The organism is Streptomyces sp. NPDC012466, assembly GCF_042955215.1.
Lineage (GTDB): Bacteria > Actinomycetota > Actinomycetes > Streptomycetales > Streptomycetaceae > Streptomyces.
Window position 1 is genome coordinate 623,004 of record NZ_JBIBEQ010000002.1, and the last position, 24,386, is coordinate 647,389.

Annotated in this window: 19 protein-coding genes and 1 pseudogene; 14 read left to right on the forward strand and 6 right to left on the reverse strand. The window is 72.4% G+C overall.

Translation table 11 applies throughout. The annotated features are described in order from the left end of the window. Window positions 1-169 precede the first annotated feature (169 nt). Window positions 170-2,749, forward strand: coding sequence for an aminopeptidase N (gene pepN, locus ACFY9E_RS10330; RefSeq protein WP_390981296.1), 2,580 nt, complete (start codon window positions 170-172; stop codon window positions 2,747-2,749). A gap of 247 nt (window positions 2,750-2,996) precedes the next feature. After that, a pseudogene (locus ACFY9E_RS10335) lies at window positions 2,997-4,019 on the forward strand (MFS transporter); the annotation flags it as partial. An 83-nt stretch (window positions 4,020-4,102) separates the two neighbouring features. Here the strand turns inward: ACFY9E_RS10335 and ACFY9E_RS10340 are convergent. Then, window positions 4,103-5,173 (reverse strand): WYL domain-containing protein, encoded by a 1,071-nt coding sequence (locus ACFY9E_RS10340; protein WP_390981298.1) that lies wholly within the window; start codon window positions 5,171-5,173, stop codon window positions 4,103-4,105. A 26-nt stretch (window positions 5,174-5,199) separates the two neighbouring features. After that, window positions 5,200-6,135, reverse strand: coding sequence for an EamA family transporter (locus ACFY9E_RS10345; protein WP_390981300.1), 936 nt, complete (start codon window positions 6,133-6,135; stop codon window positions 5,200-5,202). A 105-nt stretch (window positions 6,136-6,240) separates the two neighbouring features. Between ACFY9E_RS10345 and ACFY9E_RS10350 the strand changes: the two genes are divergently transcribed. Then, entirely contained in the window at window positions 6,241-6,753 is a 513-nt protein-coding gene (locus ACFY9E_RS10350) for a MarR family transcriptional regulator (protein WP_390981302.1), read from the forward strand. A gap of 56 nt (window positions 6,754-6,809) precedes the next feature. On the opposite strand, the gene ACFY9E_RS10355 is transcribed toward ACFY9E_RS10350, so the two are convergent. From ACFY9E_RS10355 to ACFY9E_RS10365, 3 genes are all read right to left on the reverse strand, one after another. Then, window positions 6,810-7,097: a hypothetical protein gene (locus tag ACFY9E_RS10355; RefSeq protein WP_390981304.1), complete on the reverse strand. Its 288-nt coding sequence runs from the start codon at window positions 7,095-7,097 to the stop codon at window positions 6,810-6,812. A 63-nt stretch (window positions 7,098-7,160) separates the two neighbouring features. Next, window positions 7,161-9,245 carry a 4-alpha-glucanotransferase gene (gene malQ, locus ACFY9E_RS10360; protein ID WP_390981306.1) on the reverse strand — a complete coding sequence of 695 codons (2,085 nt, stop codon included), beginning with the start codon at window positions 9,243-9,245 and terminating at the stop codon, window positions 7,161-7,163. Further along, window positions 9,246-9,503: a hypothetical protein gene (locus ACFY9E_RS10365; RefSeq protein WP_390981308.1), complete on the reverse strand. Its 258-nt coding sequence runs from the start codon at window positions 9,501-9,503 to the stop codon at window positions 9,246-9,248. It lies immediately after the preceding gene. A gap of 221 nt (window positions 9,504-9,724) precedes the next feature. Between ACFY9E_RS10365 and ACFY9E_RS10370 the strand changes: the two genes are divergently transcribed. The 4 genes from ACFY9E_RS10370 (at window position 9,725) to ACFY9E_RS10385 (ending at window position 15,268) form a co-directional block, all read left to right on the forward strand. Next, on the forward strand, window positions 9,725-12,610 hold the full coding sequence (locus ACFY9E_RS10370) for a beta-N-acetylglucosaminidase domain-containing protein (protein ID WP_390981310.1): 2,886 nt from the start codon (window positions 9,725-9,727) through the stop codon (window positions 12,608-12,610). 80 nt (window positions 12,611-12,690) lie between these two features. Then, window positions 12,691-13,224, forward strand: coding sequence for a helix-turn-helix transcriptional regulator (locus ACFY9E_RS10375; protein WP_390981312.1), 534 nt, complete (start codon window positions 12,691-12,693; stop codon window positions 13,222-13,224). Next, window positions 13,221-13,907 carry an ATP-binding cassette domain-containing protein gene (locus ACFY9E_RS10380; protein ID WP_390981314.1) on the forward strand — a complete coding sequence of 229 codons (687 nt, stop codon included), beginning with the start codon at window positions 13,221-13,223 and terminating at the stop codon, window positions 13,905-13,907. The genes ACFY9E_RS10375 and ACFY9E_RS10380 overlap by 4 nt, the downstream gene beginning before the upstream one ends. After that, window positions 13,904-15,268 (forward strand): FtsX-like permease family protein, encoded by a 1,365-nt coding sequence (locus ACFY9E_RS10385; protein WP_390981316.1) that lies wholly within the window; start codon window positions 13,904-13,906, stop codon window positions 15,266-15,268. The genes ACFY9E_RS10380 and ACFY9E_RS10385 overlap by 4 nt, the downstream gene beginning before the upstream one ends. Before the next feature lie 94 nt (window positions 15,269-15,362). Here ACFY9E_RS10385 and ACFY9E_RS10390 read toward each other — a convergent pair whose 3' ends face one another. Then, a complete protein-coding gene (locus ACFY9E_RS10390) occupies window positions 15,363-15,899 on the reverse strand; it encodes an HNH endonuclease (RefSeq protein ID WP_033314199.1) in 537 nt (178 codons plus the stop codon). Window positions 15,900-16,242: 343 nt separating this feature from the next. On the opposite strand from ACFY9E_RS10390, the gene ACFY9E_RS10395 reads away from it, so the two are divergent. From ACFY9E_RS10395 to ACFY9E_RS10425, 7 genes are all read left to right on the forward strand, one after another. Then, a complete protein-coding gene (locus tag ACFY9E_RS10395; protein WP_390982052.1) occupies window positions 16,243-17,322 on the forward strand; it encodes a mechanosensitive ion channel domain-containing protein in 1,080 nt (359 codons plus the stop codon). Between the two features lie 299 nt (window positions 17,323-17,621). Further along, window positions 17,622-18,833: an ROK family protein gene (locus ACFY9E_RS10400; protein ID WP_390981318.1), complete on the forward strand. Its 1,212-nt coding sequence runs from the start codon at window positions 17,622-17,624 to the stop codon at window positions 18,831-18,833. Window positions 18,834-18,892: 59 nt separating this feature from the next. After that, window positions 18,893-20,230, forward strand: coding sequence for an extracellular solute-binding protein (locus ACFY9E_RS10405; protein ID WP_390981320.1), 1,338 nt, complete (start codon window positions 18,893-18,895; stop codon window positions 20,228-20,230). Window positions 20,231-20,233: 3 nt separating this feature from the next. Further along, window positions 20,234-21,178 (forward strand): ABC transporter permease subunit, encoded by a 945-nt coding sequence (locus tag ACFY9E_RS10410; protein WP_390981322.1) that lies wholly within the window; start codon window positions 20,234-20,236, stop codon window positions 21,176-21,178. After that, window positions 21,175-22,068: an ABC transporter permease subunit gene (locus tag ACFY9E_RS10415; protein WP_390981324.1), complete on the forward strand. Its 894-nt coding sequence runs from the start codon at window positions 21,175-21,177 to the stop codon at window positions 22,066-22,068. Before ACFY9E_RS10410 ends, ACFY9E_RS10415 begins: the two co-directional genes overlap by 4 nt. A gap of 6 nt (window positions 22,069-22,074) precedes the next feature. After that, complete coding sequence (locus ACFY9E_RS10420) at window positions 22,075-23,340, forward strand: 6-phospho-beta-glucosidase (protein WP_390981326.1); 1,266 nt, start codon at window positions 22,075-22,077, stop codon at window positions 23,338-23,340. Then, window positions 23,331-24,302 (forward strand): BadF/BadG/BcrA/BcrD ATPase family protein, encoded by a 972-nt coding sequence (locus ACFY9E_RS10425; RefSeq protein ID WP_390981327.1) that lies wholly within the window; start codon window positions 23,331-23,333, stop codon window positions 24,300-24,302. Before ACFY9E_RS10420 ends, ACFY9E_RS10425 begins: the two co-directional genes overlap by 10 nt. Window positions 24,303-24,386 lie beyond the last annotated feature (84 nt).

A 24,386-nucleotide genomic window follows, 5' to 3' on the forward strand; every position in this document is an offset into this window, starting at 1 on the left:
CTCATCAGGCTCACTCGCGCGAGGCCCTCCCACCGGCGGAATCCGGACGTCGCGTTCGCCCGGGCCCGCGCCGCCCGAGGGGTATCCCTAGGAGACGCCCGGGTCGTCGCCTGACGTCGAGTCGCCGTGGAAAGATGGCGCAACCCACCCATAACGAGGAGATGACCGCGTGCCTGGCACAAACCTGACCCGCGAAGAGGCGCAGCAGCGGGCGCAGCTGCTCGCCGTTGACTCGTACGAGATCGAGCTCGATCTCTCCGGCGCGCAGGAGGGCGGCACCTACCGGTCCGTGACCACGGTGCGCTTCGACGTGACGGCCGAGAACGGCGCGGAGTCGTTCATCGACCTGGTGGCGCCGGCGGTGCACGAGGTGACCCTGAACGGGGACTCCCTCGACCCGGCCGAGGTCTTCGCGGACTCCCGGATCGCGCTGCCCGGGCTGCTCCACGGGCGCAACATCCTCCGGGTCGTCGCCGACTGCGCGTACACCAACACCGGTGAGGGGCTGCACCGGTTCGTCGACCCGGTCGACGACCAGGCCTACCTCTACACCCAGTTCGAGGTCCCGGACGCCCGCCGGGTGTTCGCCAGCTTCGAGCAGCCGGACCTGAAGGCGACCTTCCGGTTCACCGTGAAGGCGCCCGAGGGCTGGACCGTCGTCTCCAACTCGCCGACGCCCGAACCCCAGGACAACGTCTGGGAGTTCGAGCCGACCCCGCGCATCTCGACGTACATCACGGCGCTGATCGTCGGCCCGTACCACTCGGTGCACAGCGTGTACGAGAAGGACGGCCAGTCCGTCCCGCTCGGCATCTACTGCCGGCCCTCCCTCGCCGAGTACCTCGACTCGGACGCCATCTTCGAGGTGACCCGGCAGGGCTTCGAGTGGTTCCAGGAGAAGTTCGACTACGCGTACCCGTTCGAGAAGTACGACCAGCTGTTCGTGCCGGAGTTCAACGCGGGCGCGATGGAGAACGCGGGCGCGGTGACCATCCGCGACCAGTACGTGTTCCGGTCGAAGGTGACGGACGCGGCGTACGAGGTGCGCGCCGAGACCATCCTGCACGAGCTGGCCCACATGTGGTTCGGCGACCTCGTGACCATGGAGTGGTGGAACGACCTGTGGCTGAACGAGTCGTTCGCCACGTACACCTCCATCGCCTGCCAGGCGCACGCGCCCGGGTCGCGCTGGCCGCACGCGTGGACCACCTTCGCCAACTCCATGAAGACCTGGGCGTACCGGCAGGACCAGCTGCCGTCCACCCACCCGATCATGGCCGAGATCCGGGACCTGGACGACGTCCTGGTCAACTTCGACGGCATCACGTACGCCAAGGGCGCCAGCGTCCTGAAGCAGCTCGTCGCCTACGTCGGCATGGACGAGTTCTTCCGGGGCGTGCAGGCGTACTTCAAGCGCCACGCCTTCGGCAACACCCGGCTGTCGGACCTGCTGGGCGCGCTGGAGGAGACCTCCGGCCGCGACCTGAAGACCTGGTCGGAGAAGTGGCTCCAGGCGGCCGGCATCAACGTCCTGCGCCCGGAGATCGAGACGGACGCCGACGGGGTCGTCACCTCCTTCGCCATCCGCCAGGAGGCCCCGGCCCTGCCCGCCGGCGCCAAGGGCGAGCCGACTCTGCGCCCGCACCGGATCGCCGTCGGCCTGTACGAACTCGACGAGGCCGGCGGCAAGCTGGTCCGCGTGGAGCGCATCGAGCTGGACGTGGACGGCGAGTCGACGCCCGTGCCGCAGCTGGTCGGCAAGCGCCGCCCGGCCGTGATCCTGCTCAACGACGACGACCTGTCGTACGCGAAGGTCCGCCTGGACGAGCAGTCCCTTGCCTTCGTCACGGAGCACCTCGGCGACTTCGAGTCCTCCCTGCCGCGGGCGCTGTGCTGGGCGTCGGCCTGGGACATGACGCGGGACGCCGAGCTCGCGGCCCGCGACTACCTGTCGCTGGTGCTGTCCGGCATCGGCAAGGAGTCGGACATCGGCGTCGTGCAGTCGCTGCACCGCCAGGTGAAGCTGGCGATCGACCTGTACGCCGACCCGGCCGCCCGCGAGATGCTGCTGGCCCGCTGGACCGACGCGACGCTGGCCCACCTGCGGGCGGCGGCACCGGGCAGCGACCACCAGCTGGCGTGGGCGCGCGCGTTCGCGGCGACGGCCCGCACGCCCGAGCAGCTGGATGTGCTGGACGCGCTGCTGGACGGCTCGCAGACCGTGGAGGGCCTGGTCGTCGACACGGAGCTGCGCTGGGCGTTCGTGCAGCGGCTCGCGGCGGTCGGCCGGTTCGACGAGGCGGAGATCGCGGGCGAGTACGAGCGGGACCGCACGGCCGCCGGTGAGCGTCACGCGGCCACGGCCCGGGCGGCCCGTCCGACCCCGGAGGCCAAGGCGGAGGCGTGGGCGTCGGTCATCGACTCCGACAAGCTGCCGAACGCCGTGCAGGAGGCGGTCATCGGCGGCTTCGTCCAGACCGACCAGCGCGAGGTGCTCGCCCCGTACGCGGACCGGTACTTCGAGGTGGTCAAGGACATCTGGGAGTCCCGCTCCCACGAGATGGCCCAGCAGATCGCCGTCGGCCTCTACCCGACGGTCCAGGTCTCCCAGGAGACCCTGGACAAGACGGACGCCTGGCTGGCCTCCGCCGAGCCGAACGCGGCGCTGCGCCGTCTGGTCTCGGAGTCCCGCGCGGGCGTCGAGCGCGCTCTGCGGGCCCAGCGGGCGGACGCGGCGGCCGGGGAGTAATCCCGGCGGCTCTTCCCTCGCCGACAGAAGGGGCGTCCGGTGCACCGGACGCCCCTTCGTCTGCCCTCCTCCGCAGCGGACGTGCACCGGACGCCCCTTCGGAGAGGCATCCGAAGCCACGACCGGACAACTGTGGCTCAGGCGGGGCACTTCGGCACCACGGTGCAGATGACGTGGCCCCACGGGACCTTGCGGCGCGAGAACTTCACTGACACAAGATGTCAGCGAACCTCTGGACAGTGGTGCCATGATCCTCAGCCACCACTCCCGCCGCGCCGAGCGGCTGCTTGTGCCCGCTGCCTTCGCCACCGCTCTGGGCAACAATGTCCAGCTCATCGTCGGGGCGCTGCTCATGATCAGGGAGCAGCGGACCATGATGGCTGTCGGCTGGCTGTTCATCGCCGTCGCCGGGCCACAGGCGCTGCTGTCGCCGTTCTTCGGCCGGCTCGCCGACCGCTTCGACCGACGAGCCCTGTGGATCGGCTGCGATGTCACCAGCGCGGCGCTGGCCCTCGGGCTGCCGCTGTGGCTGGCCTGCGGTGGCGCCCCGGGATCCGGAATCTACAGCGCCAATCTGGCGCTCGCCGTGGTCGGTGCCCTGTTCTTCCCGGCCAGCTCCGCGCTGATCAAGGAACGGGTTCCGGCGGACAGGCTGCGGCGGTTCAACGCCCGCTACGAGATGGCGACCCAGGCAGGGATGCTGCTCTCGGCGACGGTCGGCGGGCTGTGCGTCCAGGCGTTCGGTGCCGTACCGCTGCTGGTGTTCAACGCCGGAACCTTCATGGTCTCGGCGCTCTGCGTCGCTGCGGTGGGGCGTTGCCCGGACCGGGTGTCGACGGCCGCCGTCGCCGGGGAGCAGGCTCCGGCCCGGGCGGCTACGCGTGGGCCGCTGCGGATGCGCCGCTTCATCCTGCTCTACGCCCAGGGGAGCGTGGTCGTCACGGTCTTCAATGCTCTGCTGCCCACCGCCGTGATCGGTGAACTCCACTTGGGCGCAGGGACGTTCGGTGTCGTGGACGGCCTCGGGTGCCTCGGTTTCCTGGTGGCCGCCGGTGCCTACCGGATCGTCGGCAGACGCAGTACGGACCTTCGCATCGCCGTCGTGGGCTTTCTGCTCTGCGATGTCTGCCTGGTGCTGCAGAGCCAGTTCGGGATCGCCGGATACCTCGTCGGGGTGCCACTGGGTGCGTTCTTCTTCGGGCAGGCCCGGATCGCCTCCCGCACCATGCTGATGGCCTCGGCAGACGATGCCTCGGTGGGCAGGGCCTTCGGGCTGGCGAACGGCGGCGGGCTGGCGGCCACGGTCGGGGTGATGTTCCTGGTCGCGATGGTCACCGACCACAGTGACACGCGCTACGGCTTTGCGGTCCTTGCCGCCCTTGCGCTGTCGGCGACCCTGTCCGCCGGACTGCTGCTGAGGTCGCCGGCCCCCGCCCCGTCTGATGTGTCCGCCGGCCGGTACCGGTCGAGCACGGCCGCCGCCGTCTCCGCGATCTTGCGGCGTAGCTCCTCGGGGGCGAGCACCTCGATGTCCGGCCCCAGTGACAGCAGTAGGGGCACCGCCAGGTCGACCGATTCCAGCGGTACCGTCGCTGTCACCCAGCCGTCGCCGTCCGGCGGGCCTCCCGAGGCCTCGACGGCGCGGACGAGTGCCGCGTCCAGGCGGTCCGGCAGTGCGGTGAGCAGTGCCGGAGCGATCCGGAGGGAGGCCTGAAGCCGCAGCCTGCGGGCGTCGTAGGCGGTGAGGTAGTCCTGCCAGTGGGCGGCCAGGTCGAAGCCCTCGGGGCGCTCGAAGCCGTCCTCCCCGACGGTCAGGCGGAGGATCGACGACACCCGATAGGTCCGCGCCGCGCCGTCCACCGCTGCGACGAGGTACCAGACGCCCGCCTTGAGGACCAGGCCGTAGGGGTCGAGTTCGCGCTCGACCTCCTGCGGCTCGGCCCAGCGGCGGTAGCGCACCTGGATGCGCCGCTGGTTCCACACGGCATCGGCGAGCGCTACGAGAGCGGGTGGGGAGTCTTGTTCCCGGTACCAGCCGAGAGCGTCGAGGTGGAAGCGCTCTCGGATCCGGTCGGCTCGGTCCCGCAGGGGGGTCGGGAGCGCCGCAGCCAGTTTCAGCTGTGCCGCCGCGAGCACCTCGCCCAGTCCCAGGTCGTCCGCCGCACCGGGCAGCCCGGCCAGGAACAACGCCTCGGCCTCGTCGGCGTGCAGTCCGGTGAGCCGGGTCCGGTAGCCGCCGAGCAACTGGTAGCCGCCACGGTGCCCGGCGTCCCCGTAGACCGGAATGCCCGCGCTGCTCAGTGAGTCGATGTCCCGGTAGACGGTCCGGGTCGAGACACCCAGCTCCTCCGCGAGCTCGTCGGCCGTCAGCCTGCCCCGGTTCTGCAGCAGGAGAACGAGGGAGAGGAGCCGGGCGGCGCGCATGAACCGATCATTCCAAAGCCCCGCCCCTACCGCCGCAGCGCCCCGCCCCGCACGTCCGTCGGCCCGGTGTGGACGTTCCTCCCGGTGATGCCGACCGTCCGCGACGGCCGGGTCACGAACTGCCCCGCCACCGTCGCCCCGAACGCCAGCCCCATGCCGACCAGTTGCAGCGGCGTCAGCGCCTGCCCGAGCGCCGCCCAGCCGACGACGGCCGCTGTCAGCGGCGAGAGCGGCCCGAGGAAGGTGACCTGGGTGGCGGTCATGCGGCCGATGCCCCGGAACCACAGCCAGTACGCGACCGCCGTGTTCGCCACGGCCAGGTAGAGGTAGCCGCCGACCGCCGGGCCGTCGAGCGCCGGCGGGGCGCCCTCGACCAGGAAGGCGAGCGGCGCGATGAGCAGGCCTCCCGCGGTCAGCTGCCAGCCGGTGAGGGCCAGCGGGCCGACGCCCTCGGGGCGCCCCCACCGCTGGGTGAGCACGGTGCCGGTCGACATCGACGCCGTCGAGGCGACGGCCGCCAGCAGACCGAGCGCGTCCAGCGCCCCGGCCGCCCGCAGGACGACGAGGCTGACGCCGAACGCGGCCACGGCCCCGGTCAGCAGCGTGCGCGCCGACGGCCGCTGCCCGAGCAGCAGCACGGAGAGGCCGGCCACGAACAGCGGACCGGCCGAGCCGACGACCGCCGCCAGACCGCCGGGCAGCCGGTACGCGGAGAGGAACAGCAGCGGGAAGAAGGCGCCGATGTTCAGCGCGCCGAGCACCGCGGCCTTCCACCACCAGGCACCGCGCGGCAGCACCCGGGCGAGGGCGAGCAGCAGCAGGCCGGCGGGCAGGGCGCGCACCAGGGCGGTGAACAGGGGGCGGTCGGGCGGGAGGAACTCGGTGGTGACCGCGTAGGTCGTGCCCCAGGAGACGGGGGCGAGGGCGGTGAGGGTGATGAGAGCGGCGCGGGAGGTGGCCATGGCGGGCACCCTTCAAGTAGGTCGGTAGAAAGTAGCTTAGCGCTAAGCAACTTTCAGTCAAGCTACTTTCTTGCGGGCGACCGACCGGCAGCCGATACTCGGGGCATGAGCGAACGCCCCGGGCAGCGCAAGGACCCCGTCGACGCGATCATCGGGCAGTGGGCGACGGTCCGGCCCGACCTGGACACCGCCGCGATGGAGGTCTTCGGCCGGATCAACCGCCTCTCGCACGCGATCGGCGAGCGGGTGGGAAAGGTGTACGCGACGTTCGGGATCTCCCGCGGGGAGTTCGACGTGCTGGCGACCCTGCGCCGCTCCGGCGAGCCCTACACGCTCTCACCCCGGCAGCTCTCCGCGACGCTGATGCTCACCACCGGCGGCATGACGGGGCGGCTGGACAAGTTGGAGCGGGCGGGGCTGCTGCGCCGCTCCCCCGACCCGCACGACCGGCGCGGGCTGCACGTCACGCTCACCGACGAGGGCCTCGCACTGGTCGACGAGGCGGTCGGGGCGGGGCTGGCGGTCCAGACGGAGGCACTGTCCGCCCTGGGCGCGCAGCGGGCCGGGCAGCTCGCCGATCTGCTGCGGGACCTCCTGGCGGGGACGGACAGGCCCTGAAACGCCGAGGGCGCCGCCGCGGTCATCGCGGCGGCGCCCTCGGTGAGGAACGCTGATCAGGCCTTGGCTTCGCTCTTCGCGTCGGCCTTCGTGGTGATGTTGGAGCTGGTCGGGTCCTTCTTCTTGTGCGTCTTGTCGCCGATCATCACCAGTCCGGCGATGACCAGGTAGAGCACGATGGGGGCCACGACGAAGAGGCCCAGCGTCTCGATGACGCTCAGGCCCGGGCCGGGGTCGTCACCGTCGTCGCGGGTGAGCGCGCTCGCGGGGGACGACATGAGCAGCATCATCAGCGTCGTACCGGCTGCCAGGGCGCCGGCGCGCAGGGCGTTCTTCTTGTCCACGGTGTCAAAGTATCCAACGCCCACCGGGGACGCGCGCCCGGGGTGCCGTAAGAGGCCCGCGCCTCACGATCCGCCCTCCCTGAGCACCTCCATCAGTGCGTGCAGCCGCGGCGAGGCCGCCAGGTCCTCCAGGGTCACCGGCCGCCCCTGCGCGTCCGCGATGGGCAGACGCCAGTTCGGGTACTGGTCCCACGTCCCGGGCAGGTTCTGCGGGCGCCGGTCGCCCACGCCGTCCGGGAGCCAGACACCGACCATGCGGGCCGGGGTGCGCAGCAGGAAGCGGTGGACGGCCTGGATCTCGGCCTCCTCCGAGGAGGTGTCGCTGCCGCCGCCCGTGCCGTGCAGCAGGCCGAGCCGGGAGAGCAGGGTCAGCCACTCCCCCGCGTCGGCGGCGGCCTCGGCGCGCTCCTCCTCCAGCGGGCGGGTCAGCAGGCCCAGGCTGTCGCGGAGCTCGACGTGCTCGCCGGTGAGGCGGGCGGCCGTGGAGGGCAGGTCGTGGGTGGTGGCGGTGGCCAGACAGTCGGCGCGCCAGCTGTCGGGGGGCAGGGGGCGGCCGTCGCCCTCCCAGTCGCGTTCGAACCACAGCACGGACGTGCCGAGCACCCCGCGTTCGCGCAGCGCCTCGCGCACGCCGGGCTCGACGGTGCCGAGGTCCTCGCCGATCACCGGCGCCCCGGCCCGGGAAGCCTCCAGGACCAGCACGGCGAGCATGGCCTCGGCGTCGTAGCGGACGTAGGTGCCCTCGGTGGGCGGGTGGCCCTGCGGGACCCACCAGAGGCGGAACAGGCCCATGACGTGATCGATGCGCAGCGCCCCGGCGTAGCGGAACAGGGCGCGCAGCAGCTCGCGGAACGGGGCGTAACCGGACTCGGCCAGGCGGTCGGGGCGCCAGGGCGGCAGGCCCCAGTCCTGGCCGCGGGCGTTGAAGGCGTCCGGTGGGGCGCCCACCGACATGCCGGCGGCGAAGTACTCCTGCTGCGCCCAGGCGTCGGCGCCGCCGGGGTGGACTCCGACCGCGAGGTCGTGCACGACCCCGACGGGCATCCCGGCCTCGCGCCCGGCGCGCTGCGCGGCGGTCAGCTGGGTGTCGGTGAGCCAGGCGAGCCGGGACCAGAAGTCGACCCGGTCCATGAGGCCGTTGCGCGCCCGGACGGTCTCGGCCGACCGCGGATCGCGCAGACCGGTCGGCCAGCGGTGCCAGTCGGAGCCGTGCACCTCGGCGAGCGCGCACCAGGTGGCGTGGTCCTCCAGGGCCTGGCCCTGCTCGGCGAGGAAGTCGCAGTAGGCGGCGCGCCGGCCGGGACCGAGGGGGACCTCGCCGAGCAGCTCCAGCGCCTCCCGCTTGAGCTCCCACACCGCGTCCCGGTCGATCAACGCGCCCTTGTGCAGCACCGCTTCGCGCAGCCGGCCGGCCCTCTCCAGGAGGGTGCGCAGGCGTTCGGGGTCCTCGACGTACGCGGCCTCGGGGATGTCCTCGATGCGCAGGTGCACGGGATCGGGGAAGCGGCGCGAGGACGGGCGGTACGGGGAGGGGTCGGTGGGGGCCCCGGGGACGGCCGCGTGCAGCGGGTTGACCTGGACGAACCCGGCCCCGAGCGATCGCCCGGCCCAGCCGGCCAGCTCGGCGAGGTCACCGAGGTCGCCCATGCCCCAGGAGCGGCGGGACAGCAGGGAGTAGAGCTGGACGAGGAGTCCGTGGGAGCGCCCGGCGGGGCTGGGCAGGCGGGGCGGGGCGACGATCAGGTGGGCCGTGGCGGTGCGGCCGTCGGGGGTGGTGGCGGTCAGCCGGTGGACGCCGGGCGGGAGACCGTCGGCCGAGGCGCGGGTCTCGCCCTGCTCGGTGTCGATCCGCAGCCGGGTTCCCTCGGGCAGAGCGGCCAGGGCGGCCGGGGTGCTGCCGCTCCAGCCGGCCACGGTCGGCGGCAGCAGCCGCTCACCCACTTCCCGCTCGCGGGCCGCGAGCGCGGCGCTCACGGCGCCGGGCGTGCTCGCGTCCACGCCGAGAGCGGCCAGGGTCAGGGTGAGAGCGGTGGCCGAGGCCGCGACCGTGCGGTCCGGGGACGGGCTGTAGGACGTGGCGACGCCGTGCAGGACGGCGAGGCGGGACAGATCCTCGGAGGGCGGGTCGGCCGGCCGGGGTGCGGTCATCTACATCCTCGAGTAGTCCGGGACGAAGGCCGGGGGCTCGCTGGTCAGGGGGGCGGCTTCGGCGAGCGGCGGCTCACTGGTGAGGGGCTCGGCGTCGGGCAGCGGGGGCTCGCTGGTCAGCGGCAGTTCGGTGTGGGTGCTCTCGGAGCTGAAGACGCAGTACCGCGGGTGGTGGTAGTGGGGGTCGTCGAGGTCGGCGGACGGGTCCGCCACGGGTTTGGACGGGGCCGGGAGCGGAAGGAAAGTCATCGCAGCCACGGGGGCCTCCTTGTCGAGTACGGCTTTCGATGGGTCATCGCAGCCCTACCCAGTCGGCGCGAAGGCAGACGCCCCAGGGCGAACATCGTGCTTCTGCTCACATTCCGCTCCCCTCCACACACTCCAGATTCCGGCATTTCCGCCACAACGGCCACTCTCGTTGACACGGTCACCGGACGGTGGTGGGCTCGTTCTCCCGGTCGAACATCTGGAGGGGACCTGTGGGACTGCGGCGTGGAAAGCGGACCGCCGCCCTCGCGGTCGCCGTCGTCGCCGGGAGCCTCGTCGCCCCGCCCGCCGCGATGGCGGCTCCGCCGGCCCCGGGCACGACCGCGACGGCGACTCCCGACACCGCCGGAGGGGACCTCTCCGTCTGGCCGCGCCCGCAGTCGCTGCGCGCGAACGGCGCCCCGGTCGCGGTGCCGCGCGACGTCGCCCTGATCACCGGCGCACCGGCGGACCCTCCCCCCGGCTCCCGGCCTCGTTCGGACCGGGGGGACCCCCATGCCGTCGACGCCCTGCGCGAGCTGCTGCGGCGGGCCGGGGCCCGTCGGATCACGGACACGGCCGGGCCGGGCGCCCTGGTCGTACGGACGCGGACCGAGCCCGTGCGCCGGGGCGACCGCCATGCCCTGCCCTCCGGGGGATACGAACTGTCCGTGGGCCGCGACGGCATCTCCCTCACCGGCACCGGCGAGGACGGCCTGTTCCACGCCGTGCAGACGCTGCGCCAGCTCCTGCGCCCCGACGGCACGATCGCGGCGGTCGTGGTGCGTGACTGGCCCGGCACCGCCGTCCGCGGCATCACCGAGGGCTTCTACGGCACCGCGTGGACGCACCGGCAGCGGCTGGCGCAGCTCGACTTCATGGGGCGCACCAAGCAGAACCGCTACCTGTACGCCCCCGGTGACGACCTCTACCGGCAGGCCCGCTGGCGTGAGCCCTACCCGGCCGGGCAGCGGGCCCGGTTCCGGGAGCTGGCCGAGCGGGCGCGGCGCAACCACGTCTCGCTCGGCTGGGCGGTGGCCCCGGGCCAGGCGATGTGCTTCGCCTCCGACGCCGATGTGCGGGCGCTGACGCGCAAGCTGGACGCGATGTGGGAGCTGGGCTTCAGGGCGTTCCAGCTCCAGTTCCAGGACGTCAGCTACAGCGAGTGGCACTGCGGGGCGGACCCCGACCGGTTCGGCTCCGGTCCCGAGGCGGCCGCGCGGGCGCAGGCCCGGGTGGCGAACGCGGTGGCCCGGCACCTGGCGCGGCGGCACCCCGGCGCCGCCGCCCTGTCCCTGATGCCGACCGAGTACTACGAGGACGGCACGACCGACTACCGGCGGGCGCTGGCGAGCGACCTCACCGCGGACGTCGAGGTGGCGTGGACGGGGGTCGGGGTGGTGCCCCGCACCATCACGGGCGGCGAACTGGCCGACGCACGCGGGGCGTTGCGGCATCCGCTGGTCACGATGGACAACTACCCGGTCAACGACTACGACCCCGGCCGTATCTTCCTCGGCCCCTACCGGGGCCGGGAGCCGGCCGTGGCGACCGGCTCGGCCGCCCTGCTCGCCAACGCGATGCAGCAGCCGGAGGCGTCCCGCATCCCGCTGTTCACCGCCGCCGACTACGCCTGGAACCCGCGCGCCTACCGTCCCGGGGAGTCCTGGCGCGCCGCGATCACCGACCTCGCGGGCGGGGACCGGCGCCGCGAGCAGGCCCTGGCGGCGCTCGCCGGAAACGACGCGTCGTCGGTGCTCGGCGAGGAGGAGTCGGCGTATCTGCGCCCGCTGGCCGAGGCGTACTGGAGGTCCCGCACGGCCGGCGGCACCGGCGGCGACGCCGCGCGGCGGCTGCGCGAGGCCTTCACCGTGCTGCGCGAGCTGCCCCGGCGGCTGTCCGGAACCGGCCTCGGTTCCGAGGTCGCTCCCTGGGCGGAGCAACTGGCGACCTACGGGCAGGCGGGCACGGCCGCGCTCGGCATGCTGGACGCGCAGCGCGCCGGGGACGCGGCGGCGGCCTGGACGGCGTACCGCAGGCTCGGCGTCCTGCGGGCCCGGCTGGAGTCGGCGCCGGTCGAGGTCGGCACGGAGGTGCTGGACCCCTTCCTGCAACGGGCGCAGAAGTCGTACGCGGCCTGGTCGGGCATCCATCACGAGCCGCCCCGCAACCCCGGCGACGGCCGCACCCTGCGCTTCCCGCGGCCCCGGGCCCTGACCGCCGTGACCGCCCTGACCGAGCCGGGCACCGAGGGCGGCGTCGAGGTGCGCGTGCCGGGGCAGGGCTGGCGCGAGGCGGGCCGGCTGGACCGGTCCGGGGCGACCGAGGTGCGGCTCTCGGCGCGGGCCGACGCCCTGCGGATCACCGGCCCAGCCCCCTCCCGCGTGCACCACCTCATCCCCTGGTTCACCGACGCCCCCGCCACCTCCCTCGGCCTGCCCCGCGACCGCGCGGACGTCGAGACCGGCCGTACGGAGCGGCTGACGGCCCGGCTGAGCTCGCTGCGCCCCGCCGACGCCCGCGGCAGGCTCACCGCCGAGGCACCCGAGGGCGTCCGGGTCCGGGTGCCGAGGACGGAGCTGACCGTGCGGCGCGGCACGACGGTGGAGGTCCCCGTCGAGGTGACCGTGGAGCACGGCACCCCGATGCGGTCGTACGACATCCGGCTGGGGTTCGCGGGAGCGGACCGCACGCTCACCGTCCGCGCCGTCCCGCCCACCGGCGGCCCCGACCTGGCCCGCACCGGCACCACCCGGTCCTCGGGCGACGAGACGCCCGACTTCCCGGCGTCGGCGGCCAACGACGGCGACCCGGACACCCGCTGGTCCTCCCCGGTCGACGACGGCGCCTGGTGGCAGGTCGAGCTGGCCCGTCCGGCGCGGCTCGGCCGGGTCGCGCTGCACTGGCAGGACGCCCACCCCTCGGCGTACCGCGTCCAGGTCTCCCCCGACGGCCGCCGCTGGCGTGACGCCGCCGCCGTCCGGGACAGCGGGGGCGGCCGGGAGGACGTCCGCATGGACGAGCGGGACGTGCGCTTCGTGCGCGTGCAGGGCGACAAGCGGGCGACTCCGTACGGGTATTCGCTGTGGTCGGTGGAGGCGTACGCCGTCACGGACTGAGGACCGCCGGACTTCGGTGACGAGACTGCTTCGCCGTTCACTATTCACTCAGTACATGTACTCAGTGCATAATGATCGGCATGAGCACCCGCCACATCCTGCTGGGCCTGCTCGCCTCGGGTCCGAGCCATGGCTACGACCTCAAGCGACGCCACGACGAACGCTTCCCGCAGGCCCGCCCGCTGGCCTACGGGCAGGTCTACACGACCCTCCAGCGCCTCGTGCGGGACGGCCTCGCCGAGGTCGACGGCACCGACTCGGACGGCGGCCCGGAACGCACGACGTACCGGACGACGGACCAGGGGACACGCGAACTGGCCCGGTGGGCCGGGGAGATCGCGCCGCCCGCGCCCTTCGTGGCGAACGAGATCTTCGCCAAGGTCGTGGTCGCGATCCTCTCGGGCGGCGACCCGGCCGGGTACCTGAGCGCCCAGCGCGCCGCGCACATGGAGCGGATGCGGGAGCTCACGGCGGTGAAGGCCGCCAAGGGGGCGGACCTCGCGACCGTCCTCTCGGCGGACTACGCCCTCAACCACCTCGACGCCGATCTCCGCTGGATGAACACCACGGCGGCCCGGCTCACCACTCTGACCGCGGAGGTCGACGCAGCATGAGCAGACCCGTGCCCCTTCTCACGGCCGGTGGTCTCACCAAGGCGCACGGCCGGACCCCCGCCCTGCGCGGTGCCTCGGTCACCCTGCACGCCGGCGAGATCCTGGCCGTGACCGGCGCGAGCGGCAGCGGCAAGTCGACGCTGCTGCACTGCCTGGCCGGCATCGTCCGCCCCGACTCCGGCTCGGTGACGTACGACGGCGCGCGGCTGGAGGACCTGCCCGAGAAGCGGCTCAGCGAGCTGCGGCGAACCGAGTTCGGCGTGGTGTTCCAGTTCGGGCAGCTCATCCCCGAGCTGACGGTCCTGGACAACGTCGCCCTGCCCCTGCTGCTGGCGGGCACCGGCCGGGCCGAGGCCCGGGCCCGGGCCGGTGAGTGGCTGGAGCGGTTCGGGGTGCGGGGCCAGGAGGATCTGCGGCCGGGCGAGCTGAGCGGCGGCCAGGCGCAACGGGCCGCGCTGGCCCGGGCCCTGGTCACCGGCCCGCGCGTGGTCTTCGCCGACGAGCCGACCGGCGCCCTGGACTCGCTGGCGGCAGAGCAGGTCATGACGGCCCTGGTCCACACCGCCCGCGAGTCGGGCACCGCCGTCCTCCTGATCACGCACGACGCCCAGGTGGCGGCGTACGCGGACCGCGAGGTCCAGCTGCGGGACGGGGCCGTGGCCGCGCTGGGGGTGACGGCGTGACGTCACTCCGGACCGATCTGCGCCTCGCCTGGGACCTCACTCGGCGCTCCGACCGCGGCGAGTGGTGGCGGGTGACCCTCACGGCGACGGGCGCGACGCTCGCGACCGGGTTCGCCCTGGCCGCCGTCGCACTGGCATCACTGCGCGGCCAATATCACGTGCCCGTCGCCGCCGGGCTGCTGGACGAGCCCGGCACGCGGGCCGGTGTGATCGTCACGCTCCTGCTCCTGCTCCTGCCGGTCCTGGGGTTCCTCGGCCAGTGCGCCCGGATCGGGGCGGTGCACCGCGACCGGCGGCTGGCCGGCCTGCGGCTGGCCGGGGCGACGCCCTGGCAGGTGCGGCGGATCGCCGCGCTGGAGACCGGGCTGGCCTGTCTGCTGGGCTCGGCGGTCGCCACCGTCTTCGCCGTGCTGCTCCTCCTGCGCCTGTGGGCCCGGCCCACGGCCCTCACCTGGGCGGGGATCGTCCTGGTCGCCGTCGCCGTACCGCTGCTGGGCGCGGCGGCGGGCGCGCTGGCGCTGCGCCGGGTGGTGGCCTCGCCCCTCGGCTGGGTCCGCAGGGTCGCGCCGCGCACCGGGCGGGGGCCGGGGCTGCTGTTCCTGGCCGGAGTGTTGCTGGTCGGGATGGTGGCGCTGCTCGCCGTCCTCCACACGTCCTCGGCCGGCACCAACCGGCCGAACGCCGGGATGCCGCTGGCGATGGTGGGCGTGGCCCTCGCGACCGGCGCGGGCGCGGTGTGGCTCTCCGGGGCCATGGCCATGGTCACCGGACGGGTCCTGGCGGCCCGGGCCCGGTCGGCGGCGGTCCTGATCGCGGCGGAACGGCTGCGCGAGGACCCCTGGGCGGCTGCCCGTACGCACGCGGCGGTTCTGCTGGTGACGATCGTCGGGACCGGTTTCCTCGGTGTCCGAGGGGCGTTCCTCGCGCGAATGCGCTCCGGCAGGCACCTCGCCGAGAGCCCGGACTACTACATCACCGGATTCGACCTCACCGGCACCGCCATCGCCGTCGCCTTCGCGATCACCGTGTCCGGTCTCGCCGTCGGCACCGCCGAGGCCCTGGCCACCCGTCGCCGGGGCCTGGCCGCGCAGGCCGCGGCGGGGGTGCCGCACGCGGTGCTGGGCCGGGCCCTGCTGCTGGAGAGCGCGCTGCCGCTGGCGCCTGCGGTGCTGCTCGCGGGCACAGGGGGCATGGCCGTCGGCACGCTGTACGCCTCGCTCGCCGACGGCGGCGGCCGACCGGTCCCCTGGGCGGCGCTCCTGGTGCCCCTCGCCGTCTACGCCGCCTGCCTGCTGGCCGCGGCCACCGCGCTGCCCCTGCTGCGCCGATCGGTGCACCCGGGGGAACTGCGCTACGCGTAGCCGCTCCCGCCCATGACGGACCGGCCCGGGGGAACGGGGGTTCCCCGGGCCGGTCGGCGCGCCGCACGCGGCAACACGAAGGCCCGGATCGTCGTCAGGCGGAAATGCCGTCGATCCGGGCCATGGCGTCCTCCGCGCCGTACGGCTGCAAGTACGGCAGCCAGCGCGGATCCCTGTGGCCGGTCCCGATGATGCGCCAGGCCAGGCCGGACGGCGGGGCGGGTTTGTGACGGAGCCGCCAGCCGATCTCGAAGAGGTGGCGGTCGGCCTTCACATGGTTGCAGCGGCGGCAGGACGCCACCACGTTGTCCCAGACGTGCTTGCCCCCGCGGCTGCGCGGGATGACGTGGTCGACGCTGGTTGCGACGCCACCGCAGTACATGCACCGGCCCCCGTCACGGGCGAACAGCGCCCGGCGGGTCAGTGGAACGGGCCCCCGATAGGGAACCCGGACGAACCGCTTGAGCCGGACCACGCTGGGTGCGGGGACTGTGACGGTCGCGCTGTGCAGATAGGCGCCGGACTCCTCGAGGCATACGGCCTTGTTCTCCAGGACGAGGACGAGCGCGCGGCGGAGCGGTACGACGCCTAGCGGCTCGTACGACGCGTTGAGGACCAGGACATGCGGCACGGATGCCTCCTTGGACGCCGGCGGCGCGTGGCTCGCGCCGGGACGATTCGTAGCCAGTCTCCCCTCATGCCTGGTGGACGCGCCACCATGTCCCCGTAACGGGCTGGGAGTGTTTTCGACCACATCTCATTCATCCCCAGGATCATGGCCGGTTCAAGCCCAGGTGAGCACGGTCTCTCCTTCACACATCCCGCGGGAGCACACACAATGCCCCGTTAGTGTGGTGGTTCTGCCCCTTCGGTGACCCAGTCGTGACCTTGACCCCCTTGAACCACCGCGCCGGGGCAGACCGCTGCACCTGGAGGTACCTGCCGTGTCCTTGTCCCTTGCGGACGCCGTCCTGATGGCCGCCGACCCGTCACCGTCGCCGACCCCCTCGGAGACGCAGTCCCCGAGAGTGCCTTCGCTCGAGGACGCCCAGGAGAGCGCCACGAACGCCGCCGGCTGGGTCGAGCAGAACTGGTCGACGTGGCTCGCGATCGGTCTGCAGGTCCTGCTGATCGTGGTGATAGCGGTGGTGCTGCGCGTCGCGGTGCGCCGGGCGATCACCAAGCTCATCGACCGGATGAGCCGCACCGAGCAGACGGTGGACGGCACCTCCCTGGGCGGCCTGCTGGTCAACCTGGAACGCCGCCGTCAGCGCTCCCAGGCGATCGGCTCGGTGCTGCGCTCGGTGGCGAGCTTCCTGATCGTGGGCACCGCTGCCCTGATGATCCTGTCCGCGTTCAACATCAACCTCGCCCCGCTGCTGGCCTCCGCCGGTGTCGCCGGTGTGGCGATCGGTTTCGGCGCCCGGAACCTGGTCACCGACTTCCTCTCCGGTGTCTTCATGATCCTGGAGGACCAGTACGGCGTGGGCGACACGATCGACGCGGGCGTCGCCTCCGGCGAGGTCATCGAGGTGGGCCTGCGCGTGACCAAGCTGCGCGGTGACGGCGGCGAGATCTGGTACGTCCGCAACGGCGAGGTCAAGCGGATCGGGAACCTCTCCCAGGGCTGGGCCACGGCCAACGTCGACGTCACCGTCCACGCCGGCGAGGACCTGGACAAGGTCAAGGCCACCCTGGACGAGGTCGCCGAGAAGATGGGCGCCGAGGAGCCCTGGAACGAGCTGCTGTGGGGCCCCATCGAGGTGCTCGGCCTGGACAGCGTGCTGCTGGACTCCATGGTCGTGCGGGTGACGGCCAAGACGATGCCCGGCAAGTCCCTGACCGTGGAGCGCGAGCTGCGCTGGCGCGTCAAGCGGGCCTTCGACGCGGCGGACATCCGGATCGTCGGCGGTGCCACGGCCCCGGCCGAGGAGCAGCCCGCGGACCCGACGGCGGGAATGGCCGCCCCGTCGGTGTACGCGAACGCGTCGTCCCCGCAGTCGGCCGCGGCCTCCCCGCTCACCCCGCCGGCCCCGACGAGCACCACGAAGTAGCGTCCCGGCCCACGGAAGAGGGCGGCATCCGGTCCTGCCGGGTGCCGCCCTCTTCGCATGCCCCGACGCGTGTCCGGCCGCGTGTCCGATGGGCGTTCGGCCGCATGCCCGGTGGGGGTTCCACGCGTGTCCGTATACCGACGGGCCGTCGCCTATTGACGCCCGCCCGGCGCCCGGCCTACCTTCCTCCCACCGATAGGAAACTTTCCTAACAGTGATCCGGAGGCGACGGCCGTCCGGTGGACTTCCCCGCCTGATCACTGAGAAGCTGAGCAGCCGAAGGGCAGGTGTGGACACGCATGGCAGGAACCGCCGGCACGCCGGGCACCCCGCGCGTCCTGCGCGCCATGAACGACCGGGCCGCCCTGGACCTGCTGCTGGAGCACGGACCGCTGTCCCGCACCCGGATCGGCAAGCTCACCGGCCTGTCCAAGCCGACCGCCTCCCAGCTCCTGGCCCGCCTGGAGGCGGCGGGGCTCGTCCTGGCCACCGGCACCACCGAAGGCCGTCCCGGACCGAGCGCCCAGCTCTACGAGGTGAACCCGGCGGCCGGTTACGCCGCCGGACTCGACGTCACCCCCCAGCGGATCCTCGCCGCGGTCGCCGACATCACCGGCCGCACGATCGGCCGCCACGAGCTGCCCACCCCCGGCAGGCGCACCGGCACCCCGGTCGCCCAGCAGGTCACCGACGCCCTGGACGGCGCGGTGAAGGCGGCCGGTCTCGCCCGGGACGACATCCACCGCCTGGTCATCGGCACGCCCGGCGCCTTCGACCCCACCACCGGCCGCCTGCGCTACGCCTCCCACCTCCCCGGCTGGCACTCCCCCACCCTGCTGGACGAGCTCGCCGCCGCCCTGCCCATGCCGTTCGAGTACGAGAACGACGTCAACCTGGTCGCGCTCGCCGAGCAGCGCCTCGGCGCGGCCCGGGGCCACGCGGACTTCGTGCTGCTGTGGAACCAGGAGGGCTTGGGCGCCGCCCTGGTCCTCGGCGGCCGGCTGCACCGCGGCTGGACCGGCGGCGCCGGCGAGGTCGGCTTCCTGCCGGTGCCGGGCACCCCCCTGGTCCGCCAGGTCACCAAGGCCAACAGCGGCGGCTACCAGGAGCTGGCCGGTTCCCAGGCCGTCCCGCGCCTGGCCCGCGAGCTCGGCATCGAGGACGTCCCGCCGGGCCCGTACGCCGAGGCCGCCGCCGAACTGGTGGCCAGGGCGGCACAGTCCGGCGACGAGGCCCACCGGCACCTCCTCCAGACCTTCGCGACCCGGCTGGCCACCGGTCTGGCCTCGCTGGTCTCGGTCCTCGACCCCGAGCTCGTCGTGCTGAGCGGCGCGTCCCTCACCTCGGGCGGCGAGCCGCTGCGCGCCCTCGTCCAGGCCGAACTGGAAGAGCTGGCCGCGTCCCGCCCGCGTCTGGTCGTGGGCGACGTCCGTGAACACCCCGTGCTGCGCGGAGCGCTGGAGAGCGCGCTCGCCACCACACGCGACGAGGTCTTCGACACCTCCCGCTGATCCACCCCCCTCCCCCGGTAGTCCCTCCTTCCTTCCCCCGTGCCTCAGGGAGCTCTGTCATGCCCGGAACATCCAGAAAAGCGACGCTCGCGCTCGCCGCCTCCGCCTCCCTCGCCCTCCTCGCCACCGCGTGCACCGGCCGGCCGGACGCCGGTGCGAGCGACGACGCGTCCAAGGAGACGACGATCAACTTCTGGCACGCCTGGAGCGCGCCGTCGGAGGTCAAGGCCGTCAAGGACCTGGTCACCGGATTCGAGAAGGAGCACCCCAACATCCACGTCGACGTCGTCGGCAACATGACGGACGACAAGATGAACCAGGCCCTGCGCACCGGCGGCAGCAAGGCCCCGGACGTGATCTCGTCGTTCACCACGAACAGCGTCGGGAGGTTCTGCTCCTCGGGCGCCCTGGTGAATCTCAACCCGTTCTTCGAGAAGTCGGGCATCGACCCGCGGCAGACCTTCCCGAAGGCGATGAACGAGTACACCCAGTTCGACGGAAACCGCTGCGCGGTGCCGCTCCTGGGCGACGCCTACGGCCTCTACTACAACAAGACGGCGTTCGAGAAGGCCGGTGTCGCCGCCCCGCCGAAGACCTGGTCGGAGTTCGAGCGGGTCGCCAAGAAGCTGACGATCCCCCAGGGTGACACGTACAAGCAGCTCGGCTTCATGCCGAACTACCACGGCTGGGAGACCACCACCGAGCACTACCTCGGCCAGTTCTCCCCCACGTACTTCGACAAGGACGGCAAGTCGAACGTCGGCAAGGACCCGGCCTTCGCGAAGGCCTTCACGGTCCAGAAGAAGCTGGTCGACGAACTCGGCGGCTACCGCAAGCTGGAGACCTACCGCTCCGGGCTCGGCGACGAGTGGGGCCCCAAGCACCCCTTCCACACCGGCCAGGTCGCCATGCAGCTCGACGGCGAGTGGCGCCTGGGCATGGCCCTGGACGCCAAGCCGAAGTTCGACATCGGCGTGGCCCCGCTGCCCGTCCCCGACGACCAGGCCGACCAGTACGGCAAGGGCTACATCACCGGCACCATCGCCGGTATCGCCGCGACCAGCAAGAAGCAGAACGCGGCCTGGGAACTGGTGAAGTACATGACCACGGACACGGACGCGGTGGTGGACTTCTCCAACGCCATCCACAACGTGCCCTCGACGCTGGCGGCTCTGAAGTCCCCGAAGCTGACGTACGACCCGCGCTTCAAGACGTTCCTGGAGATCGCCGCGAACCCGGACTCCACCACGGCTCCCGCCTCGATCAACGGCGGTGTCTACCTCACCACGATCCAGGAGTTCGGCTACGACTACGAAAGCGGCAAGGCCACCGATCTCAAGGCCGGACTGAAGAAGACGGCCGCGCAGATCGACACGGACATCGCACAGGCGAAGTAGGCCATGAGTACCTCTACGTTGCGGGCGAAACACCGCCGTTCGACCCTGCGCACCCTGGCGTTCCTGTCCCCCTGGCTGATCGGCTTCACGGTCTTCTTCGCCTATCCCCTGCTCTCCACCGTCTACTTCTCCTTCATGCGGTACGACGGCTTCAAGCCACCGGTGTGGAGCGGTACGAAGAACTGGACGTACGTCTTCGAGCACTACCCCCTCTTCTGGCCCGCCCTGCGCAACACCCTGTGGCTGGTCGTCGTCATGGTCACGCTCCGGGTCGCCTTCGGCCTGGGCGTGGGCCTGCTGATCACCAAGATCAAGACGGCCACGGGTGTCTTCCGCACCCTCTTCTACCTGCCCTACCTCGCCCCGCCCGTGGCGGCCACGATGGCCTTCGCCTTCCTCCTGAACCCCGGTACGGGCCCGGTCAACTCGGTCCTGGAGACGACCGGGCTGCCCGCCCCCGGCTGGTTCAACGACCCCACCTGGTCGAAGCCGGCCCTGACCCTCCTGGCCCTCTGGGGCGTCGGCGACCTGATGGTCATCTTCATGGCCGCCCTGCTCGACGTGCCGAAGGAACAGTACGAGGCAGCGGAACTGGACGGCACGAGCCCCTGGCAGCGCTTCCGCTACGTGACGCTCCCGAACATCTCGCCGATCGTCATGTTCGCGGTCGTCACCGGCGTGATCCAGACGATGCAGTACTACACCCAGCCTCTGATCGCCGGGAAGGTCGCCTCGGGCGTGATCCAGGGCGCGGGCACGTTGTTCGAGCCCGGCTACCCCGACAAGTCCACCCTCACCCTCCCCCAACTCGTCTACAACCTGGGCTTCCAGCGCTTCGACTACGGCTCGGCCTGCGTGGTCGCCCTGGTCCTGTTCGCCTTCTCCATGGCCTTCACCGCACTCCTGATGCGCCGCAGGGGCGGCCTGATCCAGGCAGGTGAACGATGACGCGGATACTCGACGAACCCCTGGAGCTGAAGACACCCCCGTCACCGGCGGAACGCACGGCCCACCGCAGGGCTCTGCTGGAGTGGATCGCGATCCACTCGTTCGGCATCGCGGCGGCCCTCTTCTTCACTCTCCCGTTCGTCTTCGTCTTCCTCACCTCCCTCATGAGCGACAGCCAGGCGCTCAGCCGCGACCTGATCCCGCACACCTGGGAGTGGGGCAACTACGCCAAGGTCTTCGACACCCCCGGCTTCCTCACCTGGTGGAAGAACACCCTGATCTACGCGGGTCTGGGCACGGTCCTCACGGTCGTCTCCTCGATCCCCGTGGCCTACGCCCTGGCCAAGTTCCGCTTCCGCGGCCGCAATCCGGCCCTCATGCTGGTCATCTCGATGATGATGCTGCCGCCGCAGGTGATCATCATCCCGATGTACCTGTTCTGGGCGAAGCAGCTGGACCTGTCCGGCACGCTCTGGCCGCTGATCATCCCCATGGCGTTCGGCGACGCGTTCTCGATCTTCCTGCTGCGCCAGTTCCTCACCACGATCCCCGACGAGTACGTGGACGCGGCCAAGGTGGACGGCTGCGGCGATCTGCGCACGCTCCTGAAGGTCGTTCTGCCGATGGCCAGACCAGGCATCGCCGCAGTGGCCCTCTTCCAGTTCTTCTACGCGTGGAACGACTACTTCGGCCCCCAGATCTACGCCTCGGAGAACCCGGGCGCCTGGACGCTCTCCTACGGCCTGGAGTCGTTCAAGGGCGCCCACCACACCGACTGGAACCTGACCATGGCCGCCACCGTGCTGGTCATGGCCCCCGTGATCCTCGTGTTCTTCCTCGCGCAGAAGGCGTTCGTAGAGGGCGTCACGCTCACCGGAGTAAAGGGTTAGACACAGATGAAACTCACCGTGGTCGGCGGAGGCTCGACCTACACCCCCGAACTCGTGGACGGTTTCGCGCGCCTGAGGGACACCCTGCCCGTCGAGGACCTGGTCCTGATGGACCCCGCCCAGGACCGTCTCGACCTGGTGGGCGGCCTGGCCCGCCGCATCTTCACCCGGCAGGACCACGCGGGCCGTATCACCACCACCACCGATCTCGACGAGGCGGTGGACGGCGCGGACGCGGTCCTCCTCCAACTCCGCGTGGGCGGCCAGGCGGCCCGCGAGCAGGACGAGACCTGGCCCCTGGAATGCGGCTGCGTGGGCCAGGAGACCACCGGCGCCGGCGGTCTCGCGAAGGCCCTGCGCACGGTCCCCGTCGTCCTGGACATCGCGGAGCGCGTACGCCGCACCAACCCGCAGGCGTGGATCATCGACTTCACGAATCCCGTCGGCATCGTGACCCGCGCCCTGCTCCAGGCGGGCCACAAGGCGGTGGGCCTGTGCAACGTGGCGATCGGCCTGCAGCGCAAGTTCGCGGCCCTGCTGTCCGTGGAGCCTTCCGGGATCCACCTGGACCACGTGGGCCTCAACCACCTCACCTGGGAGACGGCGGTACGCCTCGGCGGCCCGGAGGGCGAGGACGTCCTGCCGAGACTGCTGGGCGACCACGGCGACACGATCGCGGCCGACCTCCGCCTGCCCCGCCCCCTGCTGGACACCCTGGGCGTGATCCCCTCCTACTACCTGCGCTACTACTACGCGCACGACGAGGTCGTCAGGGAACTGCGGACGAAACCGTCCCGTGCGGCCGAAGTGGCCGAGATGGAACGCCGGTTGCTCGCGCTGTACGCCGACCCGGCCCTGGACGAGAAACCGGAGCTGCTGGCCCAGCGGGGCGGTGCCTTCTACTCGGAGGCGGCGGTGGACCTGGCCGCGGCCCTCCTGGGCGGCGGCGGCTCGCCCTACCAGGTGGTGAACACCTACAACCGGGGCACGCTCCCGTTCCTCCCCGACGACGCGGTGATCGAGGTCCAGGCGGCCGTGGGGGCCAAGGGCGCGTCCCCCCTCCCCGTCCAGTCCGTGGACCCGCTCTACGCGGGCCTGATGGCCGACGTCACGGCCTACGAGGAACTGGCCCTCCAGGCCGCCCTGCGCGGCGGCAGGGACCGCGTCTTCCGCGCCCTCCTCTCGCACCCCCTCGTCGGCCAGTACGCGTACGCCGAGACGCTCACCGACCGGCTGATCGCACACAACCGGGAGCACCTCGCGTGGGCCTGACCGCACGTGTCCTCGCCATCGACGCGGGCAACAGCAAGACGGACGTCGCGATCGTGACGGCGGACGGGGACGTGCTCGCCACGGCACGAGGAGGCGGCTTCCGTCCGCCGGCCGTGGGCGTGGACACGGCGATGGACGCCCTCGCCGAAACGGTGGCGCAGGCCCTCACCACCGCGGGTCTCACCTCCGTCACCCACGTCTCGGCGTGCCTGGCGAACGCCGACTTCCCCGTCGAGGAGGAGCGGTTGGCGGCGGCGCTGCGGGCACGCGCGTGGGGCACGACGGTGACGGTCCGCAACGACACCTTCGCGATCCTGCGAGCCGGTGCCACCGAACCCCGGGGCGTGGCGGTCGTCTGCGGCGCGGGCATCAACTGCGTGGGGATGCGCCCCGACGGCCGCACGGCCCGCTTCCCGGCACTCGGCAGGGTCTCGGGCGACTGGGGCGGCGGCTGGGGCCTGTCCGAGGAGGCCCTCTGGCACGCCTCCCGGGCGGAGGACGGCCGCGGCGCCCCCACCGCCCTGTCCCACACCCTCCCCGCCCACTTCGGCCTGCCCTCCATGTACGCCCTCGTCGAGGCGCTGCACCTGGAGCACATCCCGACGCTCCGGCGCCACGAACTGGCCCCGGTCCTCTTCGCCACGGCCGCCGGCGGTGACGCGATCGCCCGGACGATCGTGGAGCGCCAGGCCGAGGAGGTGGTCGCCATGGCCGTGGTCGCCCTGACCCGCCTGGATCTCCTGTCCGAGGAGACCCCGGTCCTCCTGGGCGGCGGCGTCCTGGCGGCCCGGCATGCCCAACTCAATGACCACATCGAGCACTTGCTGGCCGGCCGCGCACCGAAGGCCGTCCCGCGGGTGGTGACGGCCAGCCCGGTCCTGGGCGCCGCGCTGCTGGGCCTCGACCACGTCGGCACGAGGGAGGGGGCACAGGAGAGGCTGCGGACGTACTACGACGCCTAGGGCCTCCACCCACGCGACGAGCCCGGGAACCGAACCACCTCCCCGTACGTGTTCCTGGGCAAGGGGTGGTGCAGGGGGTGGTGT